Origin of the sequence: Ramlibacter pallidus, from assembly GCF_015070875.1 — a bacterium.
GTDB classification, from domain to species: Bacteria; Pseudomonadota; Gammaproteobacteria; order Burkholderiales; family Burkholderiaceae_C; genus Ramlibacter; species Ramlibacter pallidus.
Genome location: NZ_JADDIV010000006.1, coordinates 45744 through 71668 on the forward strand (window position 1 = coordinate 45744; position 25925 = coordinate 71668).

General features: G+C 70.2%; 23 protein-coding genes, 1 tRNA gene and 1 pseudogene. 8 read left to right on the plus strand and 17 right to left on the minus strand.

What is annotated here, in order from left to right:
• Positions 1-12: 12 nt before the first annotated feature.
• Both IM787_RS19825 and alaS read right to left on the minus strand, forming a co-directional pair.
• Positions 13-540 (minus strand): TlpA family protein disulfide reductase, encoded by a 528-nt coding sequence (locus IM787_RS19825; protein ID WP_193678455.1) that lies wholly within the window; start codon positions 538-540, stop codon positions 13-15.
• Entirely contained in the window at positions 537-3161 is a 2625-nt protein-coding gene (gene alaS / locus IM787_RS19830; RefSeq protein WP_193678456.1) for an alanine--tRNA ligase, read from the minus strand. The genes IM787_RS19825 and alaS overlap by 4 nt, the downstream gene beginning before the upstream one ends.
• A 204-nt stretch (positions 3162-3365) precedes the next feature.
• Between alaS and IM787_RS19835 the strand changes: the two genes are divergently transcribed.
• A complete protein-coding gene (locus tag IM787_RS19835) occupies positions 3366-4223 on the plus strand; it encodes a mechanosensitive ion channel family protein (protein WP_193678457.1) in 858 nt (285 codons plus the stop codon).
• Positions 4224-4287: 64 nt separating this feature from the next.
• A complete protein-coding gene (gene pncB, locus IM787_RS19840; protein WP_193678458.1) occupies positions 4288-5478 on the plus strand; it encodes a nicotinate phosphoribosyltransferase in 1191 nt (396 codons plus the stop codon).
• Between the two features lie 30 nt (positions 5479-5508).
• Here pncB and IM787_RS19845 read toward each other — a convergent pair whose 3' ends face one another.
• The 6 genes from IM787_RS19845 to IM787_RS19870 form a co-directional block, all read right to left on the minus strand.
• The gene (locus tag IM787_RS19845; RefSeq protein ID WP_193678459.1) at positions 5509-5715 is read right to left on the minus strand and encodes a DUF3606 domain-containing protein; all 207 of its coding nucleotides are present in this window, start codon (positions 5713-5715) and stop codon (positions 5509-5511) included.
• Between the two features lie 148 nt (positions 5716-5863).
• Positions 5864-6898, minus strand: a complete 1035-nt coding sequence (locus tag IM787_RS19850) for a DctP family TRAP transporter solute-binding subunit (protein WP_193678460.1) — start codon at positions 6896-6898, stop codon at positions 5864-5866.
• A gap of 40 nt (positions 6899-6938) precedes the next feature.
• Entirely contained in the window at positions 6939-8237 is a 1299-nt protein-coding gene (locus IM787_RS19855) for a TRAP transporter large permease (RefSeq protein ID WP_193678461.1), read from the minus strand.
• Complete coding sequence (locus IM787_RS19860) at positions 8234-8755, minus strand: TRAP transporter small permease (protein WP_193678462.1); 522 nt, start codon at positions 8753-8755, stop codon at positions 8234-8236. Before IM787_RS19860 ends, IM787_RS19855 begins: the two co-directional genes overlap by 4 nt.
• A gap of 4 nt (positions 8756-8759) precedes the next feature.
• Complete coding sequence (locus IM787_RS19865; protein WP_193678463.1) at positions 8760-9716, minus strand: alpha-ketoacid dehydrogenase subunit beta; 957 nt, start codon at positions 9714-9716, stop codon at positions 8760-8762.
• Positions 9707-10681: a thiamine pyrophosphate-dependent dehydrogenase E1 component subunit alpha gene (locus IM787_RS19870; protein WP_193678751.1), complete on the minus strand. Its 975-nt coding sequence runs from the start codon at positions 10679-10681 to the stop codon at positions 9707-9709. Before IM787_RS19870 ends, IM787_RS19865 begins: the two co-directional genes overlap by 10 nt.
• 159 nt (positions 10682-10840) lie before the next feature.
• Here IM787_RS19870 and IM787_RS19875 point away from each other — a divergent pair, with 159 nt between their 5' ends.
• Complete coding sequence (locus tag IM787_RS19875) at positions 10841-11887, plus strand: aldo/keto reductase (RefSeq protein ID WP_193678464.1); 1047 nt, start codon at positions 10841-10843, stop codon at positions 11885-11887.
• A gap of 52 nt (positions 11888-11939) precedes the next feature.
• Here IM787_RS19875 and IM787_RS19880 read toward each other — a convergent pair whose 3' ends face one another.
• Positions 11940-12677, minus strand: a complete 738-nt coding sequence (locus IM787_RS19880) for a phytanoyl-CoA dioxygenase family protein (protein WP_193678465.1) — start codon at positions 12675-12677, stop codon at positions 11940-11942.
• Between the two features lie 171 nt (positions 12678-12848).
• Positions 12849-12922: transfer RNA gene (locus tag IM787_RS19885), tRNA-Gly, on the minus strand.
• A 214-nt stretch (positions 12923-13136) separates the two neighbouring features.
• On the opposite strand from IM787_RS19885, the pseudogene IM787_RS21835 reads away from it, so the two are divergent.
• Positions 13137-13283 (plus strand): annotated as a pseudogene (locus tag IM787_RS21835) (hypothetical protein); the annotation flags it as partial.
• Between the two features lie 49 nt (positions 13284-13332).
• On the opposite strand, the gene IM787_RS19890 reads toward IM787_RS21835, so the two are convergent.
• Together IM787_RS19890 and bla are read right to left on the minus strand one after the other, a co-directional pair.
• Positions 13333-13953: a class I SAM-dependent methyltransferase gene (locus IM787_RS19890; protein WP_193678466.1), complete on the minus strand. Its 621-nt coding sequence runs from the start codon at positions 13951-13953 to the stop codon at positions 13333-13335.
• Positions 13954-14014: 61 nt separating this feature from the next.
• Positions 14015-14878, minus strand: coding sequence for a class A beta-lactamase (gene bla / locus IM787_RS19895; protein ID WP_193678467.1), 864 nt, complete (start codon positions 14876-14878; stop codon positions 14015-14017).
• A gap of 95 nt (positions 14879-14973) precedes the next feature.
• Here bla and gcvA point away from each other — a divergent pair, with 95 nt between their 5' ends.
• The gene (gene gcvA / locus IM787_RS19900; protein ID WP_193678468.1) at positions 14974-15852 is read left to right on the plus strand and encodes a transcriptional regulator GcvA; all 879 of its coding nucleotides are present in this window, start codon (positions 14974-14976) and stop codon (positions 15850-15852) included.
• Between the two features lie 10 nt (positions 15853-15862).
• Here the strand turns inward: gcvA and phnD are convergent, their stop codons facing one another.
• Positions 15863-16789, minus strand: coding sequence for a phosphate/phosphite/phosphonate ABC transporter substrate-binding protein (gene phnD, locus IM787_RS19905; protein WP_193678469.1), 927 nt, complete (start codon positions 16787-16789; stop codon positions 15863-15865).
• Positions 16790-17016: 227 nt separating this feature from the next.
• Between phnD and IM787_RS19910 the strand changes: the two genes are divergently transcribed.
• On the plus strand, positions 17017-18183 hold the full coding sequence (locus IM787_RS19910; RefSeq protein ID WP_193678470.1) for a helix-turn-helix transcriptional regulator: 1167 nt from the start codon (positions 17017-17019) through the stop codon (positions 18181-18183).
• A gap of 198 nt (positions 18184-18381) precedes the next feature.
• Positions 18382-20082 (plus strand): methyl-accepting chemotaxis protein, encoded by a 1701-nt coding sequence (locus IM787_RS21730; protein WP_193678471.1) that lies wholly within the window; start codon positions 18382-18384, stop codon positions 20080-20082.
• A 10-nt stretch (positions 20083-20092) separates the two neighbouring features.
• On the opposite strand, the gene IM787_RS19920 is transcribed toward IM787_RS21730, so the two are convergent.
• The 4 genes from IM787_RS19920 to IM787_RS19935 all read right to left on the minus strand — a co-directional run bounded on the left by IM787_RS19920 (position 20093) and on the right by IM787_RS19935 (position 24851).
• A complete protein-coding gene (locus IM787_RS19920; RefSeq protein WP_193678472.1) occupies positions 20093-20968 on the minus strand; it encodes an AraC family transcriptional regulator in 876 nt (291 codons plus the stop codon).
• Positions 20965-23127 carry an alpha/beta hydrolase gene (locus IM787_RS19925; protein WP_193678473.1) on the minus strand — a complete coding sequence of 721 codons (2163 nt, stop codon included), beginning with the start codon at positions 23125-23127 and terminating at the stop codon, positions 20965-20967. Before IM787_RS19925 ends, IM787_RS19920 begins: the two co-directional genes overlap by 4 nt.
• Complete coding sequence (locus IM787_RS19930; protein ID WP_193678474.1) at positions 23124-23768, minus strand: TetR/AcrR family transcriptional regulator; 645 nt, start codon at positions 23766-23768, stop codon at positions 23124-23126. The genes IM787_RS19925 and IM787_RS19930 overlap by 4 nt, the downstream gene beginning before the upstream one ends.
• Before the next feature lie 111 nt (positions 23769-23879).
• On the minus strand, positions 23880-24851 hold the full coding sequence (locus IM787_RS19935; RefSeq protein WP_193678475.1) for a diiron oxygenase: 972 nt from the start codon (positions 24849-24851) through the stop codon (positions 23880-23882).
• Positions 24852-25097: 246 nt separating this feature from the next.
• Here IM787_RS19935 and IM787_RS19940 point away from each other — a divergent pair, with 246 nt between their 5' ends.
• A complete protein-coding gene (locus IM787_RS19940; RefSeq protein WP_193678476.1) occupies positions 25098-25925 on the plus strand; it encodes an alpha/beta fold hydrolase in 828 nt (275 codons plus the stop codon).

The window sequence follows — 25925 nt, forward strand, 5'->3', positions numbered from 1 at the left end:
GCTTTCTCGTTCTCAGGTCCAGAGGCTGTCGACCAGCTTGCCGGCTTCGGCCGTGCTCCAGTCGTATTCGCCGCGCACGCGCCAGCGCGCACGGCCCTGCGGGTCGAAGCCGAAGGTGGTGGGGAAGGTCTTCACCTCCCAGGCGGCGGCGCCTTCCCCGGCCGCGTCCAGCAGCACCGGGTGGTTCCAGGAGGAGGCCTGCATGTAGCGCTGCACGGTGGCGGCGCGTTCCTTGAAGTTCACCAGCTGCAGCGCGAGCCGTTCGCCGTACAGCTCGGAGAGCTGCAGCAGCAGCGGCATCTCCGCGCGGCAGGGCGGGCACCACGTGGCCCAGAAGTTGACGATGGTGGCGCGGCCACGCGCCGGGACCGGCATCGGTTGCCCCTGCAGGTCTGGCGCCGTGAAGGCCGGCACGCGCGCCCCGGCCGGAAGCGGCAGCACCTGGGCGGCGCGTGCCTGCGGCAAGGCGAGCGCGAGGCCGCCGGCGGCGATCAGCTTCAGCGTGCCGCGGCGGCCGCCGTGGGCGCGCGGCGCGTTCACAGCCGTTCCGAGACCCAGCCCTGCACGGACTGGAGGGCGCCGGACAGCTTGCTCGCGTCGGTGCCGCCGGCCATGGCCATGTCCGGCTTGCCGCCGCCCTTGCCGCCGACCTGCTGCGCGACGAAGTTCACCAGGTCGCCGGCCTTGACCTTGCCCATGCTGTCGGCGGTCACGCCCGCGGCCAGCTGCACCTTGGCGCCGTCCACGGTGGCGAGCACGATGGCCGCCGACTTCAGCTTGCCCTTCAACTTGTCCATCGTGTCGCGCAAGCCCTTGGCGTCCGCGCCGTCCAGGCGGGCGGCCAGCACCTTGATGCCCTTGACGTCGATGGCCTGCGCCACCAGCTCGTCGCCCTGCGAGGAAGCCAGCTTGCCCTTGAGCTGGGCGAGTTCCTTTTCCAGCGTGCGCACCTGCTCCAGCACCTGGCCGATGCGCGACTGCAGCTCGGGCACCGGCGCCTTCAGCGCACCGGCCGCGCTCTGCACCGTGCTTTCCAGGTCCTGCAGGTAGGCCAGCGCATGGGCGCCGGTCACGGCTTCGACGCGGCGCACGCCCGCGGCCACGCCGCTTTCGCCGACGATCTTGAACAGGCCGATGTCGCCCGTGCGCTGCACATGCGTGCCGCCGCACAGCTCGCGGCTCGATCCGATGTCCAGCACGCGCACCGAATCGCCGTACTTCTCGCCGAACAGCATGACGGCGCCGGTGGCCTTGGCGGCCTCGATCTCCATCACGCGCGCCTGCGTGGCGTGGTTGTCCAGGATCTCGGCGTTCACGCGCTTTTCGATCTCGCGCACTTGGTCGTCCGTGAGCGGCGCGTTGTGCGTGAAGTCGAAGCGCGTCTTGTCGGCGTCGACCAGCGATCCCTTCTGCTGCACGTGCGCGCCCAGCACCTCGCGCAGGGCCTTGTGCATCAGATGGGTGGCGCTGTGGTTGCGCACCGTCGCCTGGCGGCGGGCCATGTCGACCTGCGCCTTCACGGTGTCGCCGACCTTCAACGTGCCCTGCGTCTGCGTGCCGTGGTGGCCGAACACGTCCGCCTTGATCTTCTGCGTGTCCTCCACGCCGAACTGCACGCCCTCGGCGACCAGCACGCCGCTGTCGCCGACCTGGCCGCCGCTCTCGGCATAGAAAGGCGTGGTGTCCAGCACCACGACGCCGGCCTCGCCTTCGGCGAGCTGCTGCACCGGCGTGCCGTCCTTGTACACGGCGACCACGCGCGCCTGCTCCTCCAGGCGTTCGTAGCCGGTGAACTTGTTGGAGGCACCGCCGTATTCCAGCGCGCGGTCCATCTTGAACTTGCCCGCGGCGCGGCCCGCGGCCTTCTGCTTTTCCATCGCGGCGTTGAAGCCGGCTTCGTCCACGGTGACGCCGCGCTCGCGGCAGACGTCGGCCGACAGGTCCAGCGGGAAGCCGTAGGTGTCGTGCAGCTTGAAGGCGACGTCGCCCGGCAGCACCTTCTGGCCGCCGCCCAGGGCGGCATCGAGGATCTCCATGCCGTTGGCGAGCGTCTCGTAGAAACGCTCTTCCTCGGCCTTCAGCACCTCCATCACGCGCGTCTCGCTCGCCTTGAGGTTCGGGTAGGCGTCGCCCATCAACCGCACCAGGTCGGGCACCAGCTTGTGGAAGAACGGCGTCTTGCGACCGAGCTTGTAGCCGTGGCGGATGGCGCGGCGGATGATGCGGCGCTGCACGTAGCCGCGGCCTTCGTTCGACGGGATCACGCCGTCGGCCACCAGGAAGGAGGTGGCGCGCACGTGGTCGGCGATCACGCGCAGCGACGGGTTCGACAGGTCCTGCACGCCCGTCTCGCGGCCGGCGGCGGCGATGAGCGCCTGGAAGATGTCGATCTCGTAGTTGCTGTGCACGTGCTGCAGGATCGCGGCCAGGCGCTCCAGCCCCATGCCGGTGTCCACGCAGGGCGCCGGCAGCGGCTTGACCGACCCGTCCGGCTGCATGTCGAACTGCATGAACACGTGGTTCCAGATCTCGATGTAGCGGTCGCCGTCCGCCTCCGGGCTGCCCGGGGGGCCGCCGGGGATGTGCGGGCCGTGGTCGTAGAAGATCTCCGAGCACGGGCCGCAGGGGCCGGTGTCGGCCATCATCCAGAAGTTGTCGGAGGCGTACTTCGCGCCCTTGTTGTCGCCGATGCGCACCACGCGCTCGGGCGGCAGGCCGATGTCCTTGGTCCAGATGTCGTAGGCCTCGTCGTCGTCGATGTAGACCGTGGCCCAGAGCTTCTCCGCCGGCAGCCGGTAGACCTGCGTCAGCAGTTCCCAGCCCCACTTGAGCGAATCGCGCTTGAAGTAGTCGCCGAAGCTCCAGTTGCCCAGCATCTCGAAGAAGGTGTGGTGGCGGGCCGTGTACCCCACGTTCTCCAGGTCGTTGTGCTTGCCGCCGGCGCGCAGGCAAGCCTGCACCGAGGCCGCGCGCACGTAGGGGCGCTTGTCGGTGCCGAGGAACACGTCCTTGAACTGCACCATGCCCGAGTTGGTGAACATCAGCGTCGGGTCGTTGCCCGGCACCAGCGGGCTGGAGGCGACCACCGAGTGCCCGCGCTCCTTGAAGAAATCCAGGAAGGTCTGGCGGATGTCGGCAACGGTGAATTGGGGGGTGCTCATGGTGTGTCCAACTGAACCTTTGATTATAGGTTTCGGGGCATGCCCGCCCTTCCGCAGGGCCGGCGATTCACCGCCTTGCACATGAGGCAGCCCCAGCCCGACCAAAGCCGCTTCCTACAGACGGCACCCCAAGGGGACGACGCGGCCGTGCTTGGCGCAGGCGGAGAGTGTGAGGAAGTTGACGACTTCCCCCCTGGAGACCCCATGCCCACCCAAGTCACCGAATGGAGCGACGCGATGTTCACCTCGCTCGCCGCCGCGCTGGCGCTGTTCTTCTCCGCCATCCCCAAGATCATCGGTTTCGTGCTGATCATCGTCGCCGGCTGGTTCATCGCCTCGCTGATCGAGCGGGGCCTCGCCGCCGTGCTGCGTTCCATCCGCTTCAACGACCTCGCCGAACGGGCCGGGCTGAGCGACTTCATCCGCAAGATGGGGATGAACACCGACGCGGCCGGGATGATCGGCCTGGTCGTCAAGTGGTTCGTGCGGCTGATCGCGCTGGTGGTGGCCTTCGACGCGCTCGGCCTGCCGGCGGTGTCCGAGGTGCTGCGCCAGCTGCTGCTGTGGCTGCCGAACGTGGTGGTCGCGCTGGTGGTGCTGGTGATCGGCGGACTGGCGGCCCGGGCGCTCAGCAACGTCGTGCGCGGCGCGGCCAGCGAGGCCGGCCTGACCAATGCCAACTTCCTGGCCAAGGCCGCCACCGTGGTGGTGTGGGCCTTCGCGATCGTGGTGGCCGTCAACCAGCTGGGCATCGCCACGGAGCTGGTCAACACGCTGTTCATGGCGATCGTCGGCGCCCTGGCGCTGGGCCTGGGCCTGGCATTCGGCCTGGGCGGGCGCGAGACGGCGGCCGAGATCCTGCGCAAGTGGTACGCGAAGGCACAGGAGAAGTCGGGCGAGATGAAGCAGCTCGCCGAGAACCTGGGCGACGCGGCGCGGCGCGAGGATCCCGCGCACGGTCCGGGCCAATGGCCCACGGGAGGTTATCCGCAGGGCGGCGGCACGCAGGGTGGCGGCACCCCGATGCCCGCCGACCGGCGCCACGATGCCGAGGGCGGCTGAGACGCAACCGATCCCTTTCTTCGGGGCCCTCTGGGCCCCGTTTTTTTTGGGGCAGACTGCGCGCATGCCGTTCGACCCCGTCATCCAGAGCCTGCTGGACACCGACCTGTACAAGTTCACCATGTGGCAGCCGATGCTGCACCGGCAGACGCAGACGCAGGCGGTCTATCGCTTCATCTGCCGCAACGCGCCGCACTACCCGCTGGCCGAGTTGCTGCAGGAGGTGGATGCGCAGCTGGACCACCTGTGCACGCTCTGCTTCCGTCGCGACGAGCTGGACTACCTGGCAGGCCTGCGCTTCATCAAGCCGGACTTCGTCGACTTCCTGCGCATCTTCCGCTTCCAGCGCGAGTTCATCCGTGCATGGGCCGAGGGCGACGCGCTGTGCATCGAGGCGCGCGGGCCGCAGGTGCACGTGATGGGCTTCGAGATCTTCGTGCTGGCCACGGTGAACGAGCTGTACTTCCGTCGCTTCGACGGAGAAGCGGCACGGGCGGAAGGCCGCCGGCGCCTGGCCGCCAAGATGGACCAGGTGCGCGCCTTCCTCGCCGAGCCGGCGCTGGCGCACCCTTTCGAGTTCTTCGACTTCGGCGTGCGGCGGCGCTACGGCCGCGCCTGGCAGCGGGAGGTGGTCACCACGCTGGCGCGCGAGCTGCCGCAAGGCTTCAAGGGCAGTTCCAATGTGCTGCTGGCGCGCGATCTCGGGATCACGCCGATCGGCACCATGGGCCACGAGTACCTGCAGACCTTCCAGGGGCTGGGCGTGCGGCTGCGCGACTTCCAGCGCGCCGCGCTGGAGCAGTGGGTGCAGGAGTACCGCGGCGACCTGGGCATCGCGCTCACGGACACGGTGGGCATGGACGCGTTCCTGCGCGACTTCGACCTGTACTTCGCCAAGCTGTTCGACGGCCTGCGCCACGACTCCGGCGATCCGGTGGCCTGGGGCGAGAAGGCACTGGCGCACTACGCCCGGCTGCGGATCGACGCGCATGCCAAGCGGCTCGTGTTCTCGGACGGCCTCGACGTCCCGAAGGCGATCGCGCTGTACCGCCACTTCGCCGACCGCGTGCAGCTGGGGTTCGGCATCGGCACGAACCTCACCAACGACGTCGGCCTGGTGCCGCTGAACATCGTGATGAAGCTGGTGGAAGCCAATGGCCAGCCGGTGGCCAAGCTCTCGGATGCGCCCGGCAAGACCCTGGCGACCGATCCGACCTTCCTCGCTTACCTGCGCCAGGTGTTCGAGGTCACCTAGGGTGCGCGGCTGCGCCGCGCCTTCCGGCCCTCAATGGCTGGAAGGGCGCTCCGGGGAGCGGCTGCGCTGCAGGTGCTCGCGCACCCTGTCCGCCTCGTCGCCCACCGCGGCGACGGCTTCCTTCACGCGCTTCTCGCTCACGTTGAAGTGCCGCGCCCAGGCGCAGACGGCGTAGTCGTAGCTGACGTCGATCCGCTCCTTGCGGGCCGCTGGCTGCTTTGCGCTGGTCTGGACCATGGGTTGTCTCCGAAAACCCGGATGCTAGGCAGCCCCGCGGCAACGCGGTGTAGGACGGCGCGGATGCCGCCTGCCGGACCGTGGGGCGCGCGTCCTCCGGAAAGGAAAAGGCCTCCCGCGGGAGGCCTCTCCGTTCGCCGGTGCGAACTTACTTCTTGCGCGCGGCGATGTCCTTCTCGGCCTGATTCACCAGGTCGGCGCCGATGGTGGCCTTCCACTTCTCGTACACCGGACGGGTGGCCTTCACGAAGGCGTCGCGTTCGGCGGGCGACAGCGTGGTGACGGTCACGCCCATGCCGGCCACGTCCTTCAGCAGCGGCTTGTCGGCTTCCACCAGGCCCTTGCGCGCCAGCGCGATCTCCTGCTTGCCGGCCTCGATGGCGGCCTGGCGCACGATCTCGCGGTCGGCCGGGCTCCAGCTGTTCCAGACGTCCTTGTTCACGACGAAGATCAGCGGGTCGGCGACGTAGCCCCAGGTCGTCACGAACTTCTGGCCCACGGTGTGCATCTTCAGCACCGTGAACAGGAACATCGGGTTCTCCTGGCCGTCCACCGCGCCGCTGGAGAGCGCCGGCTGGGCGTCGGCCCAGCTCATCTGCGTCGGGTTCGCGCCCAGCGCGTTGAAGGTGTCGGAGAACAGCGGCGAGCCGACCACGCGGATCTTCATGCCCTTGAGGTCCTCGGGGGACTTGATCGGCTTCTTGCTGTTGGTCAGCTCGCGGAAGCCGTTCTCGCCCCAGGCCAGCGGCACGGCGCCCGCACGGTCCACCGTGGCGAAGATGCGCTTGCCGACCTCGCCTTGGGTCAGCGCGTCGACCGCGGCGTAGTCGGGCATCAGGAAGGGCAGCGAGAACAGGTTCAGTTCCTTGATCTGCGGCGACCAGTTGATGGTGGAGCCCACCGCCATGTCGATCACGCCCTGGCGCAGCGAGCTGAACTCGCGCGTCTGGTCGCCCTGCACCAGCGACACGCCGGGATAGAGCTTGATGTTGATGCGGCCCTGCGTGCGCTCCTTCACCAGGTCGGCCCAGATCTGGCCGGCCATGCCCCAGGGGGTCGGCGGGCCCAGCACCAGCGACATCTTGTATTCGGCCTTGTAGTTCGACTGGGCGACGGCGCCCTGCGTGAAGGCCAGCGCGGTGGCGGCCATGGCGAGGCCGACGAGGGTGCGGCGGAAGTTCATGGTTTGTCTCCTAGGGATGGTTCGACGGGAAGGAACGGGATCAGTAGCCGAGCTTGCGCGGCAGCCACAGGGCGAGTTGCGGGAAGGCGATGACGAGCACCATCACCAGGGCCATCGACAGCAGCATCCACCCGACCCAGCGGATGGTGCTCTCCATCGGCACCTTGGCGATGCGGCACGACACCATCAGGTTGACCGCGAGCGGCGGCGTGAACTGGCCCAGCGCCACCTTCAGCGTGAGGATCACGCCGAACCACACCGGGTCCCAGTTGTAGTGCCGCATGATCGGCACCAGCAGCGGCACGAAGATCAGGAAGATGGACACGCCGTCGAGGAACATGCCGACGGTGACGAGCAGCACGATCAGCAGGCCCAGCACGCCGTACTCGCCCAGCCCCGAGTTCACGATCGCGCGCGTCACGGGGTCGATCACGCCCAGCGTGGAGAGCGAGTACGCGAAGATGCCGGCCAGCGACACCACCAGCAGGATCACGGCGGACAGCTCGCCCGATTCGCGCAGGATCGTGAACAGGTCGCGCACCTTGATCGTGCGGTGGACCACCATGCCGACGAACAGGCCGTAGAACACGGCGACCACGGCCGCCTCGGTCGGCGTGAACCAGCCGGCACGCATGCCGCCGAGGATCAGCACCGGCGCCGCCAGGCCCCACAGCGCCTCGCGCAGGCTGCGCCAGAAGGGCGGCCGCGGCAGCTGCGCCTCCAGCTGTCCCATCTTGTGGTGCCGCGCCATCCACACGGCGGGGATCATCAGCGCCAGGCCCGCCAGCACGCCGGGGATCATCCCGGCCGCGAACAGCGCGGGCACGGACGCGCCGGTGACGAGCACCGAATAGATGATGAAGGCGACCGAGGGCGGGATCAGGATGTCGGTGGCGGCAGCCGCGCCGACCACGCTGGCCGAGAAGGCCGGCGGATAACCGGCGCGGCTCATCGCGGCGATCATCACCGCGCCCACCGCGGCGGCGTTGGCCGGGCCCGATCCGGAGATGCCGCCCAGGAACATCGCCACCGCGATCGCGACCAGCGGCAGCATGCCCGGGCCGCGGCCCACGATCGCCACGGCGAAGTTCACCAGGCGCAGCGCGACACCCGAGCGGTCGAAGATCGACCCGACCAGCACGAACATGGGCACGGCCAGCAGCGGGTACTTGGCGAGGCCGGCATAGAAGTTCTGCGGCACGGCCAGCAGGCCGAACCACTGCACGTCCTGGTTGGCCAGTGCGATGCAGACGGCGCCCGCCAGGCCCAGGGCCGCGCCGATCGGCACGCCGACCATGAGCAGCGCCAGGAAGGCGACGAACAGCAGCGTGGCGATCATGGCCGGCGGCCCCTGCGGATGAAGAGTCCCAGCGCGCGGCCGGCGATCGCCACCGACATCACCGGCATCCACATCGTGTACCACCAGACCGGCACGCCGATGCCGGGCGAGGTCTCGCCGAAGCGGATGTCGTCGTAGACCACGCGCGCGCTCAGCACGGCCAGCACCGCGAAGAACAGGAACATCATGAACGCGCCGAAGCGCGCCAGCGCACGCTGCCGTGCTTCCGGCCCGTTGTCGGCGAAGAACTCGATGCGGATGTGCCGGTTGCGGGCGACCGCCGCCGACCCGGCCACCAGTGCCAGCACGATCATCAGGAAGACCGATATCTCTTCCGTCCAGGCGAAGGACTGGCTGGTGAAGTAGCGCACCAGCACGTTCGCGAAGGTGATCAGCGCCAGCAGCGCCATGACGACGACCGTCAGCCAGTCCTCGATGGCCAGCGGCACGCGCGTGACCTCGTCGGGATGCACTTCGGGTTCGCCGGGGATGGGATCGGGCAGTTCGGGCAGCGACATGGCGTCAGGCCAGCAGGCCGCGGGCGGCGGCGGCGATGTCTTCTGCGTCGATGCGCGACTGCGCCTCCAGCACCGGCGCGTAGCCCACCGGGATGCGCGGCGCGCCCAGCCGGCGCACCTTGCACCCGACGGTCTCCGCCACGGTGGCCGCGATCTCCGCTCCGAAACCGCCGGCCTGCACGGCTTCGTGCACCACGAGCAGGTGGCGCGTGCGCGCGCAGGAGCCGAGCACCGTCGCGCGGTCCCAGGGCCAGATGCTGCGCAGGTCGACCAGTTCGGCGGCGATGCCTTGCGCGGCCAGCGCGTCGCACGCCTGTTCGCAGGCCTGCAGCTGGCGGCTCCAGCTGACGACGGTGAGGTCCTGGCCGGGGCGCACGATGCGGGCGGAACCGAGTTGCGTAGCGAGCGACGGGTCCACCTCGCCCGTCATGCCCCACAGGGTCTTGTGCTCCATGTAGACGACGGGGTCGCCGCTGGCGAGCGCCGCGCGCAGCAGCGAGTAGTTGTCCTGCGGCGTCGCCGGACACGCGACCACCAGGCCCGGCAGGTGCGCGAACCAGCTTTCCAGCGACTGCGAGTGCTGCGCGGCGGACGCGTCCCAGATGCCGATGGGCATGCGCAGCACCAGCGGAACGCGGCCCTGGCCGCCGAACATGAAGCGGTTCTTGGCGGCCTGGTTGACGATCTCGTCCATGCCGCACAGCGCGAAATCGACCACGCGCATCTCGGCGACGGGGCGCATGCCGGCGAGCGCCATGCCGACGCCCGCGCCGACGATCGCGGCTTCGCTGATCGGCGTGTCGATCACGCGCTGGGCGCCGAAGCGCGCCTGCAAGCCCTTGTACTGGCCGAAGATGCCGCCGCGCCCGACGTCCTCGCCGATCACGACGACGCGCGGGTCGGCTTCCATCTCGTGCGCCACGGCCAGCACCGCGGCCTCGGCATACGTCATCAGCGCCATGTGCCCGCTCCCGTGGTCTGCACGTCGGTGAAGGCGGCTTCGGCCTCGGGCCAGGGTGCCGCGTCGGCGGCCGCCAGCGCGGCGTCCACTTCCTGCTTCGCCTCGCGTTCGATCGCCTCCAGCACGGCGGCATCCGCGCCCGGCCGCGCCAGGTAGTCGGCGCGGGCGCGCGCGATCGGGTCGGTCTGCAGGGCCTCCTGCAGTTCTCGCGGGTCGCGGTAGGCGGCGGGGTCGACGGAGACGTGGCCCTTCACGCGGTACGTGATCGCGTGCAGCAGCCGCGGACCGTGTAAGGCCCGCACCTCGGCGACCAGCGCCGCCGCGGCCGCGTGCACGGCGAGCACGTCGTTGCCGTCCACCTTCCGGAACGGGATGCCGAACCCGTCGGCGCGGGCCGAAGCCCCCTCGCCCGCGGTCATCGGCGCACTGGCGGTGGTCGCGCTCCAGCGGTTGTCTTCGCAGACGAACAGCACCGGCACCTGGAACACCTGCGCCCAGTTCAGCGCTTCGAGGAAAGGCCCGCGGTTGATGGCGCCGTCGCCGAAGAAGCAGGCGGTGATCGCATCCTGCCCCTGCAGTTTCTGCGCGTGCGCGGCGCCGACGGCGATGGGCAGGCCGGCGGCGACCACGCCGTTGGCGCCCAGCATGCCCACCGAGAAATCGGCGATGTGCATCGAGCCGCCCTTGCCGCCGTTGAAGCCGCTGGCCTTGCCGAACAGCTCGCACATCATGCGGGCGAGGTCGGCGCCCTTGGCCAGCGTGTGGCCGTGGCCACGGTGGGTGGAGGTGAGCAGGTCCTCGCGCTTGAGGTGCGCGCAGACGCCGGCCGGCACGGCTTCCTGCCCGGTGGACAGGTGCAGCGGCCCGCGGACACGGGCGGTACCGTCGGCGGCCCTGCCGTAGGCGCTGACGCCGCCCTGGCTGGCGACCTCCGCCGCGTTCTCGAAAGCCCTGATGCGCACCATGGTGCGATACAGGTCCGCCACGGCGCGCGCGTCGACGCTCACAATGTCCCCAGCTTGTTCTTGATGGATGGGCACGGATTCTACGGGCCGGTCCCGGCGCCGTTCCTACGCATTAACCGCCATATCTTTCTTCTTCTTCGTCCACGGAAGCTTGCAAACATGCGACACGTTCCCTTCGGCCGCACCGGCCTCTTCGTTTCCGAACTCTGCCTCGGCACCATGACCTTCGGGGGCACCGACGGCATGTGGGGCAAGATCGGCATGCTGCAGCAGGCCGAGGCCGAGCGCCTGGTCGGCCAGGCCATCGACGCGGGCATCAACTTCATCGACACCGCCGACGTCTATGCCGGCGGCGTGTCCGAGCAGATCACCGGCAATGCCCTGCGCAACCTGAAGGTGCCGCGCGACAGCGTGGTGGTGGCCACCAAGGTCTTCGGCGAGACCGGCCCGGGCGCCAACATGCGCGGCGCCACCCGCAGCCACATCCTGGACGGCGTGAAGGCGAGCCTCAAGCGCCTGCAGCTGGACCACATCGACCTGTACCAGATCCACGGCTTCGATCCGGCGACGCCCATCGAGGAGACGATGCGCGCGCTGGACCAGCTGGTGCGCCACGGCCACGTGCGCTACATCGGCGTGAGCAACTGGGCCGCCTGGCAGGTCGTCAAGGCGCTGGGCATCGCCGAGCGCCTGGGGCTCGCCCGCTTCGAATCGCTGCAGGCCTACTACACGGTGGCCGGCCGCGACCTGGAGCGCGAGATCGTCCCCATGCTGCAGAGCGAAGGCCTGGGCCTCATGGTGTGGAGCCCGCTGGCCGGCGGCTTCCTGAGCGGCAAGTACACGCGCCAGCAGCAGGCGGCGGAGAAGGATTCGCGCCGCCTGGCCTTCGACTTCCCGCCGGTGGACAAGGAACGCGCCTTCGACGTCATCGACGTGATGCGCCAGATCGGCGAGGCGAAAGGCGCGAGCGTCGCGCAGGTGGCGCTGGCCTGGCTGCTGCACCAGCCCCAGGTGACCAGCGTGATCATCGGTGCCAAGCGCCCCGACCAGCTGGCGGACAACATCCAGGCGACGGGCGTGAAGCTCTCCGCCGAGGAGCTGGCACGCATCGGCGAGGTCAGCCAGCTGCCGAAGGAATATCCGGGCTGGATGCTGGAGCGGCAGGGCGACGTCCGCCGCAAGCAACTCGCCGACGCCCGCCGCTGACCCTGTTCCTCCTCGCTCCCCCTCCGGGGAGGGCCGGGGTGGGGGCGCCCCGCTACTCCTCTGCTTCCCCGCGTGGCAACAACGGCGGCTGCGCCAGGAAGCGCGGCCGCGTGCCGCGATGCGGCTGCGCCGAGTGGACCAGGAACGGATGGCACAGGTAGACCGTCCCGGCCTCGCCGCAAGCCAGCACCTCCGGCAGGCCTTCGGTCTGCGCGATGCAGGGCAGCAGCTCGCGCAGCGTGAGCCCCGCCTCTCCGGCAGGCGCCAGGGCACGTGCCACGTGCTGGTGCGAGCCCACCCGGATGCGTGTGGGGGCGTCATCCGCTCCGACGTCGGAGAACAGGAACAGCATCAGGAGCGCGCGGCCCCGCGAACGGGCGTTCGCGCGCCATTCCATGAAGTCCGGCTGTTCGAAGCCGAAGCTCACGTCGACGTGCCAGCCCGTGTCGACCGGATCGCTCGGCGAGGGGAAGCGGACGGGGAAGGTGCCCATCGCGCCGCACGGCAGCCAGCGGCCGGCGCCGACCAGGCGGTCGAACGCGGCGTGCAGGACCGGCGTGTTGGCGGCGGCCACGAAGGGCGCGTCCGTGTACAGGCCGAGGCGCACGACGGGTTGCGTCCAGGTCGTGGGATCGTCGGGGCGGCCGGGCAGGTCGCGCCAGAGGATGGCCTGTGCCTCTTCGGCGAGGGAGCGGGGAAAGGCGTCGGCGATGCGGACGAAGCCGTCGCGATGGAATTGCGAGACCTGCGCGTCGGACAGCGCAGGCGTGGAGGTGCCGTGAAGGGACATGTTCTACCTCGAGGTTCGGCAGCGAGGCCCGCCGGACGCGGGGACGCTGCTGGGACGACCGGGACGCCAGGCGTCCCGCTGCGAACTCGCCGTGTGGCGAGGAGCCGCTCAGGCCTGCAGGAAGATCGTCGCGAACGCGCGGGTGAACATCATCATGGGGTTCCAGGGTGCTGGAGCGGGCGATGGGAATCGAACCCACGTCTTGAGCTTGGGAAGCTCAGGTCCTGCCATTGAACGACGCCCGCGGGACTGCGGCGGATTCTAAACGCGATCGGCTGGAGGCGGCGTTCCCGCGGGGAGGCCCTGCCGCGTTGCAGGCTGACACCGGCCATCCGCTCCGTGCTGACGCGCGACGTCCCCGGTGCGAGGCCACAGTGCCGGGATGCAGTGCACTTCCGACCGATGGCCGCGGTGCCCTGGTACGACGACGCGGCCCACGCGTTCACCGGGTTCGCCGGCATGGCCGCCATCGGGTACCTGTACGCGCGCGGAAAGCAGCTCGGGCGCGGTCACGTCATCGCGTGGTGCACGGTGGTCGGCGTGGTCCTCGGGGTCGGCTGGGAGATCCTCGAAGGGCTGGCGGGGAACCTCGACGCGTGGGACACGGCCAGCGACGTCCTGCTGGACGGGACAGGCGCGCTGGCCGGGGGCGTGTTCACGTGGCAGGCACTGCGTGCAGGCCGGCCGGTCGCAGCGCCAGCTCCCACGCGACCTTCGGCTGGGCATAGCGGTGGATCGTCACTTCCCGCCGGCGCGCTTCGAGCCAGTCGACCGGCGGGAACAGGCGGTCCAGGTCTCCGGCGCTGAAGAAGCGCTTGCAGGCGGCATAGTGCGCGTCCTGCCCGTAGAAGCGCGGTTCGAGTTCCTCGCCCCGCCCTGCGCCATGCAGCACGTCCCTTTCCGAGTTCACGCGGCAGAGGAACAGGCCCTGCGGCGCCAGGCAGCGCCGGATCTCCCGCACGGCCGCCACCGTGGTCGCCCAGTCGAAGTAATGCAGGCAGAGGCTGGCGATCACGACGCCGAAGCTCGCGTCCGCGAACGGCATGGGTTCGCGCAGGTCGTGGTGCACGCACTGCGCGGAGGAGGCGACGCGCGCCGTCGCTTCCAGCGCTCGCGCGGAGACGTCGGTGGCCGTGACCCGAAAACCGTGGTTCACGAGCCATGCCGTGTCGAGGCCGGTGTCGCAACCGAGCTCGAGCACCGGCCCGCGCGTGACCGCGGAACGAAGCTGCGGCAACCAGGGTTCGAGCCAGAGATCTGCAGCGAGCGTGTCCATGGGCGCGATTGTCGGCGCAAGGCCACCCCGCGCAGGCGCGACAGACTTGCCGCTCCCACGTTCACGGACGGGTGACGTAGCGCGCCACGGCAGCGATGGCGCCGCTGCGGTTGGCCTCCGGCGCCTGCGTGTTCGTCACGTAGGCGGCCACCAGGATCGGCGCTTGGCCGGGCGGCCAGAAGATCCCCACGTCGTTGGTCGTGCCGCGGCCGCCGGTGCCCGTCTTGCTGCCCATGCGCCAGCCTGCGGGCAGGTCCGCGCGCAGGCGCTGGAGGTTGGTGCGCGTGGCCTCCATCCAGCCGGCCAGCACGTCGCGGCTCGCCGGCGACAGCGCCTTGCCGACCAGCGTCGCCTGCAGCAGGCGCACCATCGCGCGAGGCGTCGTCGTGTCGCGTGGGTCGCCGGGTAGCGCCTCGTTCAGCTCCGTTTCCCACCGGTCCAGGCGTGTCGTCTCGTCGCCGAGGCTGCGGGCATACGCGGTCAGGCCGGCGGGGCCGCCAAAACTCGCCAGCACCAGGTTGCCGGCGGCGTTGTCGCTGGTGGTGATCGTCGCATGGCACAGGTCGCCCAGCGCCATGCCCTCCCCGACATGCTTCTCGGTGATGGGCGAATGCGGCTGCAGCACCTCGCGCCCATACGGGATGCGGCGGTCCAGGCGTTCGAGGCCGAGGTCCACGCGCTGCAGCACGTGCGCGCCGGCCAGCCACTTGAACGTGCTGCACATCGGGAAGCGCTCGTCCAGCCGATGGCCTTCGATGCGGCCGTCGGCACGCAGGATGGCGATCCCCATGCGGCCGCCGCTGCGGGACTCGATGGCGGACCACCGCGCCGCGGGCGCAGGACGCGAGGGTGTCTGCGCGCCGGCGGGGAGCGCGACGGCTGCGGCCGCGGCCGCGAGGTTGAGATGGAAGTGGCGTCGGTTCATGGGTGTTCTCCGTTGAAGGCGGCGCGACTTTATCGACGGGTGCACCGCCTTCGCAAACGAAGATTTCGCGCGGGAAATCCAAGAAAATCTGGGGCATGACCTTGCCCCTGAACGCGCTGCGCGCCTTCGAAGCCGCGGCCCGGCACCTGAGCTTCACGCGGGCCGGCGCGGAGCTGAACGTCACGCAGGCCGCGGTCAGCGCGCAGGTGCGCAACCTCGAGGCACGCCTGGGCGTGCAGCTGTTCCGGCGCTTGCCGCGCGGCCTGGCGCTGACGGACGAAGGCCAGGCGCTGCTGCCGCGGCTGTCGGATTCGTTCGGCCGGCTGGTGACGATCCTGGACCAGTTCCGCGGCGGCACCTGGCGCGAGCCGTTGACGGTCGCGGCCGTGGCGACCTTCACGGTGGGATGGCTGATGCCGCGCCTGGAAAGCTTCCACCGCGAACACCCGTTCGTGGACCTGAAGCTGATGACGCACAACAACAAGGTCGACCTCGCCGGCGAAGGTCTCGACTTCGCCATCCGGTTCGGCGACGGCACCTGGCACGGCACGCATGCGGAGCCGTTGCTCGATGCGCCGCTCACCCCGATGTGCAGCGCGACGATCGCCGCGCGCCTGTCCCGCCCCGAAGACCTGCTGCGGCAGACGCTGCTGCGCTCCTACCGCAACGACGAATGGCGCGCGTGGTTCGCGGCCGCCGGCTGCGATGCGCAGCCCCCGACGCTGCGGGGGCCGGTGTTCGATGCGTCGCTGGCCCTGGCGGCGGCCGCGGCGCAGGGTGCAGGCGTCGCCCTGCTCCCGGCACGCCTGTTCCAGCATGAAGTGGACGCGGGCCGGCTGGTGCGGCCGTTCGCGGCCGAAGCACGGACCGGCCGCTACTGGATCACGCGGCTGCACTCGCGCGCGCCGTCGCCCGCGATGGCGCAGTTCCGCCAGTGGCTGCTGCGGGAGACGGCGGCCGCCGCTCCCGCGTGAGGACGGGGCCTTACTTGGCCACCGACTGCGACTTGGAGTAGACCTCCAGCACCGTCGCGAAGTCGCGCTCGTAGTTCACCGGCAGGAACACGTCGTTGCCGGGCAGCAGCTTCTGCAGCGGGGCGGGGAACTTGTAGCTGAAGGTGCAGCTGCGCACGCGCGCCTGCACGTCGGCGGGCACTTCCTTGGTCATGATCCAGCTCTCGGTCATGAACGGCGGGCTGGTCCACACCACGCGCACGCTGGACTGGCGGATGTCGCCCTTGACCACCATGCGCTGGAACAGGTCGCTGGCCACCGCGGCGCCGTCGTAGAAGCCGTGCATCACGCCGACGGCCGAGCGCTCGTGGCCGCCGGAGAACACCACCTCGTAGTTCTTCTCGGGCTGCAGGCCCAGCGCCGGGAACAGCGCGCGCGGCGCGAGGTTGCCGGAGTTGGAGGTCGGCGTCGTGTGCGCGATCTTCTTGCCCACCAGGTCCTTCGGCGCGCGGTACGGCGCGTCGGTCCGGGTGATCAGGATCAGGTTGTACGAGTTCGGCTTGTTGCTGGCCTTGTTGCCCGGCACGGCGAACGGCGCCGGCTGGCCCGCGGCCACCAGCTGCGGGACCAGGCCAGGGTTGACCTGCGCGAGGTGCGCCTTGCCGGTCTTCACCGCGTCCACGAGGTCCTTCTCCGCCAGCACGTCGACGTTGGTGGACTGCTCCAGCGAGTCGCCGAACTGGTTGCGCAGCGTCACGTTGGCGCACTGCCCCAGGTGCGAGAAGTACCCGCCCCAGATCTGCATGGTCTCGGTCTTGCCGTAGGTCTTGGGCATCGCCACGACCAGGTTGAACTTCGGCCCCGCGGACTTGCCGGCGGCCGGCGCGGGCTGCTGCGCCATGGCGCCCATGGCGGCCGCTGCGCTGGCCAGAAGGGCAACCGTACGTACTGCTTTCATGTCACTCCTCGCTGAAAAGAACAAATGTATCAGCGTGTGACGTCGACGGATGAGCAGTTTACGCAGCACTGAAGACGAAAGTTCTTGCCTGGACGCGACGGTGTCGCCAGTTCACACCACTCGCGCGCCACAGTTGCTCATCCGTCCGAATGATCGCGCCGGCGCGGCCGGTTGCTTAGACTAGCCGGCCGAGGCTCCCCGCGGGGACACAGAAGTACAGCAGTTCCATGGATTTGTCAGAGCAGTCGTTCCAGAAGTTCATCGGCCTCGTCTACGAGGCCGCCGAGGACCCCGGGCGCTGGAAGGCCCTCTACCAGGAACTGCAGGCCGCGCTGGACGTGAAGTCCATCCACATGCTGGCGCTCGACAAGCGCCACGGCACCCTGTCGTACAGCGATGGCGCCAACCTGCCGGTGCAGGGCGAGCTGGCGTACATGCAGCACTACCGCTTCATCGATCCGCGGCTGCCCGTCATCCTGGAGCGGCCGCTCGGCGAATGGACGCACTGCCACGAGATCCTCACGGACGACGAGGTTGCGCGGCACCCGTTCTACCAGGAGTTCCTGATCCCCTACGACCGCCGCTACATGAGCGGCTGCAAGCTTGCCGACACGCCCGATGCGACGGTCATCTTCGTCACGCTGACCGGACAGGCCGAGGGCCCCCTGTCCACCGACCGCCATGCCTTCCTCGAGCGACTGATGCCGCACCTGCGCCGCGCCTGCCGGATCGGCATCCAGAACTTCGTCTATTCGAGCCAGGCCCTGGTGGGCCACCTGCTGGTGAACAAGCTGCGCCAGCCGGTGATCCTCATGACGCCCGGCGGCGACGTGATCCACACCAACGAGGCGGCGCAGGACCTGCTGCGGTCCACGTCCATCGTGCGGGTGGAGGCGGGCCGCCTCCAGCTGCCGCGGCGACAGCTGGATGCGCTGTTGCGTCGTTGCGCCGAGCTGGAGCAGTCGCTGAAGATGGGGCCGCACGCGCAGGCGCAAGCTGCGTCGCAGGCCAGCCAGTTCGCATCGCTGCAGCTGCAGGAGGAAGGCGGGAGGGAATCCGTCTACGCCTTCTTCACGGTTCTCTCGCCGCAGGCCGCCCTGGGCACCTTCGGGCTGCGGCCGGTGGTCATGCTGCTGTTCTACCACCCGCGGTCCGCTCCCGCGATCGATTCGGGCCTGCTCTACGCGGTGTTCGGGCTCACGCCGGCGGAATGCCGCATCGCGACGCTGCTGGCCGAAGGCCTGTCGCTCAAGCAGATCGCGCAGGCGCAGGGGACGCAGCACGAAACCGTGCGCAAGCAGCTGCGGTCGATCTACCAGAAGACGGCCACCAACCGCCAGCCGGAACTGATCCGGCTGCTGCTGCACCTGCCGCACAACGCGGTGCAGCAGTAGGTCCTTCGTAAGCAGTCGCCTTCCCGCCCCCGCCGCGCGTGGCGCCGCCGCCGCGTGCGCTTCTCACGGTGCCGGCCGCCCGTCCGCGACCGGTGGCCGCAGGTCCGTCCGGAGGGGGCAAGCGCCAAAAGCTGTGAACCTGACAACCTGTAACGCGTTGTTAATAGAAGGGAAATCACATCGTTCGTGGAGCAGACCTTGAAGAACCTTCGCATCGCAACGCAACTCGGCATCGGCTTCGCGCTCATGGTGCTGCTGGTCCTGGCCAGCGGGCTGGTCGCGTGGGTGGAGAGCGTGCAGTCCGAGCACCGCGCGAAGGCGGCGCGCGACAGCACCGCGGGCGCCGTGGCGCTCGCCGAGGCGCAGAGCGCCCTCTGGCAACTGCGCTACGGCTTTCCGCAATTCATGATCGGCGACGAGGAGGGACGCAAGAAGATCGTCGCCGACGAGCCGAAGCTCTACGCCGCCATCGACAAGTCGCTGACGTCCTATGCGGCGAGCAGCCCGAGCGAAGACGAACAGAAGGCGCTCAAGGGCCTGCAGGAGGTCTACGCGAAGTACATCGCGGCGCGGCCGCGGTGGTTCGAGCTGTACGGCGCCGGGAAATTCGACGAGGCCAAGGAGTGGCGCGCCGCGACGACGACGCCCTTCGGTGCCGCGACGGTGAAGGCCTTCGCCGACCTCATCGAACTGCAGCAGAAGGTGGGCGCCGAGAACCACGCCGCGGGCCTGAAGGAGCTGGAGGCGACGCGCATGCTCATGCTGGTGGTCGCCTCGGCGGCCCTCGTCATGGGCATCGTGCTGGCGTTCGGCTTCATCGCCGGCCTGCGCCGCCAGCTGGGCGGGGAGCCGGCCTATGCGAAGCAGGTCGCGTCGAACATCGCGCGCGGCGACCTCGCGGCCGATGTGGAAGTGCGCCATGGCGACACCTCGAGCCTGCTGTGGGAGATGAAGCAGATGCGCGACAGCCTGCGCACCGTGGTGAGCGAGGTGGTCGGTGGCGCGGGCAGCGTCGCCGATGCCAGCGGCCAGATCGCCCAGGGCAACCGCGAGCTGTCGCAGCGCACCGAGATGCAGGCGAGCACGCTGGAGGAGACGGCGAGCTCGATGGAGGAATTCGCCTCCACCGTCCTGCAGAACGCCGACAACGCGCGGCAGGCGAGCGAACTCGCGGTCGGCGCCTCCGGCGTCGCCCGCAAGGGCGGCGAGGTGGTGGGGGAAGTGGTCCGCACGATGTCCGGCATCTCCGAATCCTCGCGCAAGATCTCCGACATCATCGGCGTGATCGACGGCATCGCCTTCCAGACCAACATCCTGGCGCTGAATGCCGCGGTCGAAGCCGCGCGTGCCGGCGAGCAGGGCCGCGGCTTCGCGGTCGTCGCCGCCGAAGTGCGCAACCTGGCGCAGCGCAGCGCCGCCGCCGCCAAGGAGATCAAGGGCCTGATCGGAGACTCCGTCGAGAAGGTCGACCAGGGCACCCGCCTGGTCGACGCCGCCGGCCAGACCATGGAGGAGATCGTCACCTCCGTGAAGCGCGTGAGCGACCTGGTCTCCGAGATCGCCGCCGCCAGCCAGGAACAGAGCAACGGCATCGGCCAGGTCAATTCCGCGGTGACGCAGATGGACCAAGTGGTGCAGCAGAACGCATCGCTGGTGGAAGAGGCCACGGCCGCCACCGAATCGATGAAGGAGCAGGCCTCCTCGCTGCTGAAGGCGGTGTCGCGGTTCCAGCTCGGGAACGCGGTGGCACCGCACCTGCAGCGGCCCGCGGCGCCGAGCAGCCCGGTGGCGCCGATCCGCTTCAAGCCCGCGGCACCGCGGACGGAGGCGCAGCCCGCATGGGCGGTGGCGCCGGCGGCGGGCGGCGCCGAGGGGTCGAACGGCTGGAAGGCCTTCTGACGGCGCGACGTCAGGCCGCGGCGGCCTGGCGCCGCCACGTCGCCGGCGGCGCCCCGAACTGCCGCCGGAATGCACGGCAGAACGCCGGTTCCGACTGGTAGCCCACGGCCTCCGCGATCCGCGCGAGCGACCACGACGTCTGGCGCAGCATGCGCGCCGCGGCGCCCAGCCGGCAGCGGGTGAGATGGCTGATCGGAGGCTCGCCCACCACCGCGGCGAAGCGCTCCGCCAGCACGGTGCGGGAGGTGTGGACCTCCCGGGCCAGCATCGGCAGCGTCCACGGCGCCGCCGGGCGGCCGTGCATCAAGGCAAGGCAACGCTGCACGATCTCGTCGCTGGCCGCGGCGAACCGGCGGCGCAGGTCGGGCTCGGCCTCCGCCAGCAGGCCGATCGCCTGCACCAGCCAGGCTTCGGCCATGCGCCGCAGCACGGCGTCCGCGCCCGGGACCCCGGCCTCGGCGCGGGGGATCCAGGCGAGGGCCGCCGACTGCACCGCCTGCAGGCAGGCGGTGGCCTCGCCGCGCACCAGGGCGGGCAGGACCGGCAGCAGCCACGGCGCGGACGACGTCTCGACGCCGAAGCGCACCGCCACGAGGCTGCAGCAGGCGATCGTGCAGCGCAGGCCGTGGGGCTCGCCGTGCGCCAGGACCACGAAGGTGCCGGGCGCCAGCACCAGGTCCGGCGAACCTGCACGCTCGAGCACGCAGGTCCCGGTGCACACCTGGTAGCCCACGAGCGTCTGCAGACCGTCACGGCCCGAGGCGCCCGCGGCGACACGGACTTCTTCCGGGGCGATCTCGACGCGCCGGAACTCCGCGTGGTCGAGGCGGAGGGCGGACAGGGCTTCGGCGAAAGCGTCCATCGCGGTGCGGGAAGTCCGCGTCAAGCCGCCGCCCAATGGCGATTGCGCATCACTTCCAGGATCTGCTGCGCCGCCCGGGCGGCCCCGTCGGTCTCCACCGGCTTGTAGTCCACCGGCGAATGCATCGTCCGGAGCGCCCGCTCCGCGAGCTCACGCTCGCCGAGCTCGCGCAAGCGCACGGTACAGTCGGCGCAGTAGTTGTGCATGCGTTGCGTGACGTGGATGCACTGCTCGAAATGCCGTTCGAGCGGAAAGCGCAGGAACGGGCGGCGGGTCGCCACCAGCTCCATGCAGGTGCTCAGTCCGCCTTGCACCAGCGCCAGGTCGGCGCAGGCGAGGTGTTCGAACAGGTTGTGCACGTACGGCAGCACGTCCAGGCCTTCGTGCGCCGGCAGCGCGTCGCGCGGGACGCGCGGCCCGGCGACGAGCACCATGCGCAGCCCCGGCTCCTGCTTCTTCATGAGCGGGAAGGCGTCGGCGATCCGGCGCAGCAACGGCGCACCGACCGAGGTACCGCCCACCGCGGCGATCATCAGCTTCTCGTCGCGCCGGTAGCCGTGACGCACACGCAGCGCCTCGGTGTCTGCGAGCGAGGCGGGATCGAAGGGCAGCGCGTAGCCGGTGAACGCGAAGTTGCGCCGCGTCCATTCCCTGATGTCGGGCAGGCCGGGGCCGAACGGCAGCTGGGGCACGTCCTCCTCGTTGCCGACGAAGATCGCGCGGTCGCGGATCCAGGGATAGCGCGCCACGTGCTCGATGTCGTCGGCATTGCGGTCCGCGCACAGGAACGCCTCGCGCTCGTTGCCCTCTTCCATCGGCAGGCAGCCCACGAAATCCGTGAGGAACACGAAGGGCTGGCGCTTGAGCTCCGGGTTCTCGTGGTAATGGTAGTCCACCTCCCAGGCTTCGTCTCCGATCACGATGTCGTAGTGCTCCTCGCGCAGCACGTCGCAGAACACGAGGAAGTTGCGCGCCATCACTTCGTCCATGGTGCGCAGGGCGAAGAAGGCCTGCAGGTCGTGCTCGCCGGCACGGCGTTCGAAGTGCCGGCTCTCGTTGGCCAGCCGGCCACAGGCCGGGTGCAAGCGTTCGCCTTCGCGCTCGAGGTAGGCGGATGCCGGGTGCACGGTGAACCAGTCGACCTGCAGGTCCGGCTGCGCCTTGCGCAGCTCGCGCGCGATCGCCAGGTCGCGCTGCACGTGGCCGAGGCCGATGGCGCTGGAGAGGAACAACGCCTTCGGCTTGCGGGCCATGCCCCGCACCCAGGTCGAACGGGCGGGCGCCGCACCGACGAAATCGCGCACGCGGCGCGCGAAGGCGACCGGGTCGCGCGCGTTCAACAGGTGTCCGCCGCCCCCGATGGTGACGAGCTGCGCGCCCGGGACGGCCGCGGCGATCGTCTCCGCCTGCGCGAACGGGACGATCTTGTCCTGGTCCCCGTGCAGTACCAGTGTCGGGCAGCGCACCCGCGCCGCCGCCGCCCGCACGTCGGTCCCGAGCCAGCCGTTGCGCCCCAGCGCGACGGTGGTTCCGTCGCTGGCCCCGCCGTTGCGCAGCACCGCGTCCTCGTAGGGCTTGGTCGAGTGCGGCTCGCTGAAGGCGGCACCGAAGAAGCCGTCGAGGAACCCCGGCCAGTTGTTGCGCATCTTCGCCAGCGCCAGTTCCGCCGCCTCGCGCGCCGCACCGGTGCGCAAGGTCATGTCGACCCAGCCGCCGGCGCACACGAGGTGCGACACGCGCTGCGGCTGCTCCGCCGCCAGCCGGATGGCAGCCATGGCGGTGGCGGAGATGCCGACGATGGCGAGGCGGTCGATCGCCAGCCGATCGACCACGGCCAGCAGGTCGGCGTAGTAGTGGTCGAAGGTGTACGCATCGGCGGTTTGCGGCCGGTCCGAGCGGCCGTTGCCGCGCAGGTCCATCACCACGACCCGGAAATGCTGCGACAGCCACGGGGCGACGCCGCGCAGCATGTGGCTGTTGGCGATCTGGTAGATCGGCGAGAACACGAGCCAGGGACCCCTCTCGCCGAACTGCGCATGCCAGGTGCGCACGCCGTCGCGTTCGACGAAGCCTTCGTGCACGGGCTCGACGGTTTCGTAGGGGTACGGCTTCGGCAGCGTGCCGGGTTCCGGCATCGCACCGGCCGCGAGCTGCAGCCGCCGCGGCAGTCCCTGCGGATTCATGCTTTCCTCCGTGCACGCGCGGGCGTGGCCACGGCCGCCTCGACCCGCTGCAGCAACTCGGCCATCGCCGCGACGGCTTCGCGCTGGTGGCCCTGCTCCTCCGGGATTTCCAGCGCCATGCTGGCTTCCATGCCCATCCAGAACCAGGTGATCCAGGCGGAGATCGCACGGCCGGAGACGGGCAGCGACAGGCGCGACTCGGCCAGGAACGCATCGACCGCCCCTTCGATCAGGCTCTGCCAGGCCAGCAGGCGCGGCGTGAACTCGCGGCGCAGCGCCTCGTCGTGGAAGCTCGCGCCCATCAGCTCCATCAGGAGCTTCACGAAGCCGGACGCCAGGTCCTCCTCGTAGAAGTCGCAGGCCTGCCGCCAGATCTGCGAGGCGCTGGTCGCATCGCCGTACATCCGCGTCTGCCGCCCGAGCAGCTGCGCGTTCGCCTCGTCCAGCACGGCCAGCACCAGCTGCTGCTTGCCGTTGAAGTGATAGCCGATGAGCGCGTGGTTGACGCCGGCGTCCCGCGCGATGTCGCGCACGTTCAGGTTCGCGTAACCCTGCTCGACGAGGCGGCGCCGCGTGGCGGCGAGGATGGCCGCGCGGGTGCTCGCGCCATCGCTGCGCGGGCCGCGAGGGGACGCCGGCACGGTTTTCGCGCGCCGGCCCGGGGACTTCGCGGTGCGCCGGGTAGATTGAACGTTCGATTTATCCATCCGTTCAATTTACGCCCGCATCCCGGCCGCCGTCAACTCCCCCGATCAGTGGATGGCGGGACCGGGGTCGGCGTCCGGATGGGCTGGCGCGGCGTAGCTCAGGGGTCCCAGGGCCTCGGCCAGCCGGGCCGCGTTCGCCTCGCCGACCACGCCGAACAGCACCTTCTGGAAGCGCGGCTCCGACACGCCGGAGACGATGTACTGCCAGCGGTACGCCTTGAGCACCTGCTCGCCGACCTGCGCGCGCTGGCGCGCGTCGTACCGGCGGCCGGCATTCGCCAGGAAGTATTCCGTGTCGGCCGCGGCCTGCCCCTGCAGGATGCCGTCCAGCGCGCCGACCAGCGCGATCAGGTCCGACACGCCGGCATCGCGGCCTGCCTGGCTGGAGCGCGCGTCCTCGCGCAGGAACTCCACTTCGTCCAGCACCGCGTGCTGCGCCTCCTCGCGCGCATGGAAATGGAAGACGTCCCGCCACAAGGGGCAGAGGTCCTCGCGGGGCGCGATGCTGGCGCGGTAGTGCGCGAGCGTGAACAGCTCGATGCACAGCGTGAGCGCGAGGATGGACCAGTCTCCCTTGGAAAGCACCACCTGGGCGACGGCGTTCGGCTCGGCGACGACGCGGTAGCCGGGCGGCATGGCAGGCGCCATCAGCTCCTCGAGGCGGCGGAACATCTCCTGGTGCTTCAGCTCCTCGTCCGCCATGCGCACCAGCGCCTCCACCGCGACCTGGTCGCCCAGCGAATGGCCCCGTCCGAGGTCCAGCGTCTTGGCGCCGATGTAGCGCTCGATCACGCCGAAGAGGTTCGCGTAGGTGCGGCCCTGCACCTGCGACAGCAGGCGCGCGTCGCCCGGCTGCAGGAAGCCGAGCTCGTCGGCCAGCGAGAGGCCGGCGGGCAGGAAGGTCTTGCCATGGTCGAAGGAGCGACCACGGATCACGTCGGCGTCGATGTCCCAGCGGATGCGGCGCGACTGCGCGATGGTGCGGGCGTAGGGGTTCGCGGGAGTGGAAACTTGCATGGTGCTCTCTCTCGATGGTGGGGTTCATGGCCCGTGTGGGGGAGGGCCGCCGGGGCCTCTGCGGCGGGGAGGCGGATTGTTGAAGCCGGCCACGCGCGCGGCAATTGCGCCGCGTCCGCGTTTTGGCGCCGTGCGTCCGCCCTGCGGAGGAATGCACACCGCGCCGCGGCGCCCCCGGACGGTGAGGCAAGGAATGCGGACGCACGGCACGGCGCAGGACGACGCCGTTGCGGAACAATCCCCGCCATGGACCGCATCGAAGAAGCTTCCCGCGCACGGCCGCAGGCCTGGTTCCGCGCTGCCGGGCAGGGTCCCGGCGTGGTGTGCCTGCACGCGAACGCGAGCAGTTCGGCCCAATGGCGAGGGTTGATGGACACGCTCGCGCCGTCGTTCCGCGTGCTGGCGCCGGACCTGTACGGCTGCGGCCGCAGCCCCGAATGGCCGTCGGACCATCGGATCCGGCTCGACGACGAAGTGGCGCTCATCGCGCCCGTGCTGGCCGAGGCCGGCGACGGACTGGTCCTCGTCGGGCACTCGTACGGCGCGGCGGTCGCCCTGAAAGCGGCGCTGGGACTGGGCGGCAGGTTGCGCGCGCTCGCGCTCTACGAGCCGACGCTGTTCGCCCTGGTGGACGCGGAGTCCCCGCCGCCGAACGACGCCGACGGCATCAAGGCCGCGGTGATGGCGGCGGCGGCGGCGCTGGACCGGGGAGATCCGGAGGACGCTGCGCGCTCGTTCATCGACTACTGGAGCGGTGCGGGCACCTGGGACGCCATGCCACCCGACCGCCAGGCCGCTGTCGGCCCCTCGGTCGCCAAGGTCCGGCGCTGGGCGCATGCCCTGATGCAGGAGCCGGCGACGGCGAGCGACTTCGCGCGCCTCGAGGTCCCCGTGCTGCTGTTGCGCGGCAGCCGGACCACCGCTTCGGCACGGGGCGTGTCGCGTATCCTCGAGGCGGTGCTGCCGAGGGTGCAGGTGGAGACCTTCGAAGGGCTGGGCCACATGGGCCCGGTGACGCATCCCGCACCGGTGAACGCGGCCATCGAGCGCTTCCTGCGGGGACTGGCGCGCTGA

Bases quoted from the DNA above. Each gene is read 5' to 3' on its own strand.
- IM787_RS19880 (WP_193678465.1), bottom strand. From the start codon at position 12,677: ATGTCCCTTCACGGCACCTCCACGCCTGCGCTGTCCGACGCGCAGGTC.
- IM787_RS19940 (WP_193678476.1), top strand. From the start codon at position 25,098: ATGGACCGCATCGAAGAAGCTTCCCGCGCACGGCCGCAGGCCTGGTTC.
- IM787_RS19860 (WP_193678462.1), bottom strand. From the start codon at position 8,755: ATGTCGCTGCCCGAACTGCCCGATCCCATCCCCGGCGAACCCGAAGTG.
- gcvA (WP_193678468.1), top strand. From the start codon at position 14,974: ATGACCTTGCCCCTGAACGCGCTGCGCGCCTTCGAAGCCGCGGCCCGG.
- bla (WP_193678467.1), bottom strand. From the start codon at position 14,878: ATGAACCGACGCCACTTCCATCTCAACCTCGCGGCCGCGGCCGCAGCC.
- IM787_RS19925 (WP_193678473.1), bottom strand. From the start codon at position 23,127: ATGAATCCGCAGGGACTGCCGCGGCGGCTGCAGCTCGCGGCCGGTGCG.
- IM787_RS19935 (WP_193678475.1), bottom strand. From the start codon at position 24,851: ATGCAAGTTTCCACTCCCGCGAACCCCTACGCCCGCACCATCGCGCAG.
- IM787_RS19910 (WP_193678470.1), top strand. From the start codon at position 17,017: ATGGATTTGTCAGAGCAGTCGTTCCAGAAGTTCATCGGCCTCGTCTAC.
- IM787_RS19850 (WP_193678460.1), bottom strand. From the start codon at position 6,898: ATGAACTTCCGCCGCACCCTCGTCGGCCTCGCCATGGCCGCCACCGCG.
- alaS (WP_193678456.1), bottom strand. From the start codon at position 3,161: ATGAGCACCCCCCAATTCACCGTTGCCGACATCCGCCAGACCTTCCTG.
- IM787_RS19845 (WP_193678459.1), bottom strand. From the start codon at position 5,715: ATGGTCCAGACCAGCGCAAAGCAGCCAGCGGCCCGCAAGGAGCGGATC.
- IM787_RS19855 (WP_193678461.1), bottom strand. From the start codon at position 8,237: ATGATCGCCACGCTGCTGTTCGTCGCCTTCCTGGCGCTGCTCATGGTC.
- IM787_RS19890 (WP_193678466.1), bottom strand. From the start codon at position 13,953: ATGGACACGCTCGCTGCAGATCTCTGGCTCGAACCCTGGTTGCCGCAG.
- phnD (WP_193678469.1), bottom strand. From the start codon at position 16,789: ATGAAAGCAGTACGTACGGTTGCCCTTCTGGCCAGCGCAGCGGCCGCC.
- IM787_RS19875 (WP_193678464.1), top strand. From the start codon at position 10,841: ATGCGACACGTTCCCTTCGGCCGCACCGGCCTCTTCGTTTCCGAACTC.
- pncB (WP_193678458.1), top strand. From the start codon at position 4,288: ATGCCGTTCGACCCCGTCATCCAGAGCCTGCTGGACACCGACCTGTAC.
- IM787_RS19835 (WP_193678457.1), top strand. From the start codon at position 3,366: ATGCCCACCCAAGTCACCGAATGGAGCGACGCGATGTTCACCTCGCTC.
- IM787_RS19865 (WP_193678463.1), bottom strand. From the start codon at position 9,716: ATGGCGCTGATGACGTATGCCGAGGCCGCGGTGCTGGCCGTGGCGCAC.
- IM787_RS19870 (WP_193678751.1), bottom strand. From the start codon at position 10,681: ATGGTGCGCATCAGGGCTTTCGAGAACGCGGCGGAGGTCGCCAGCCAG.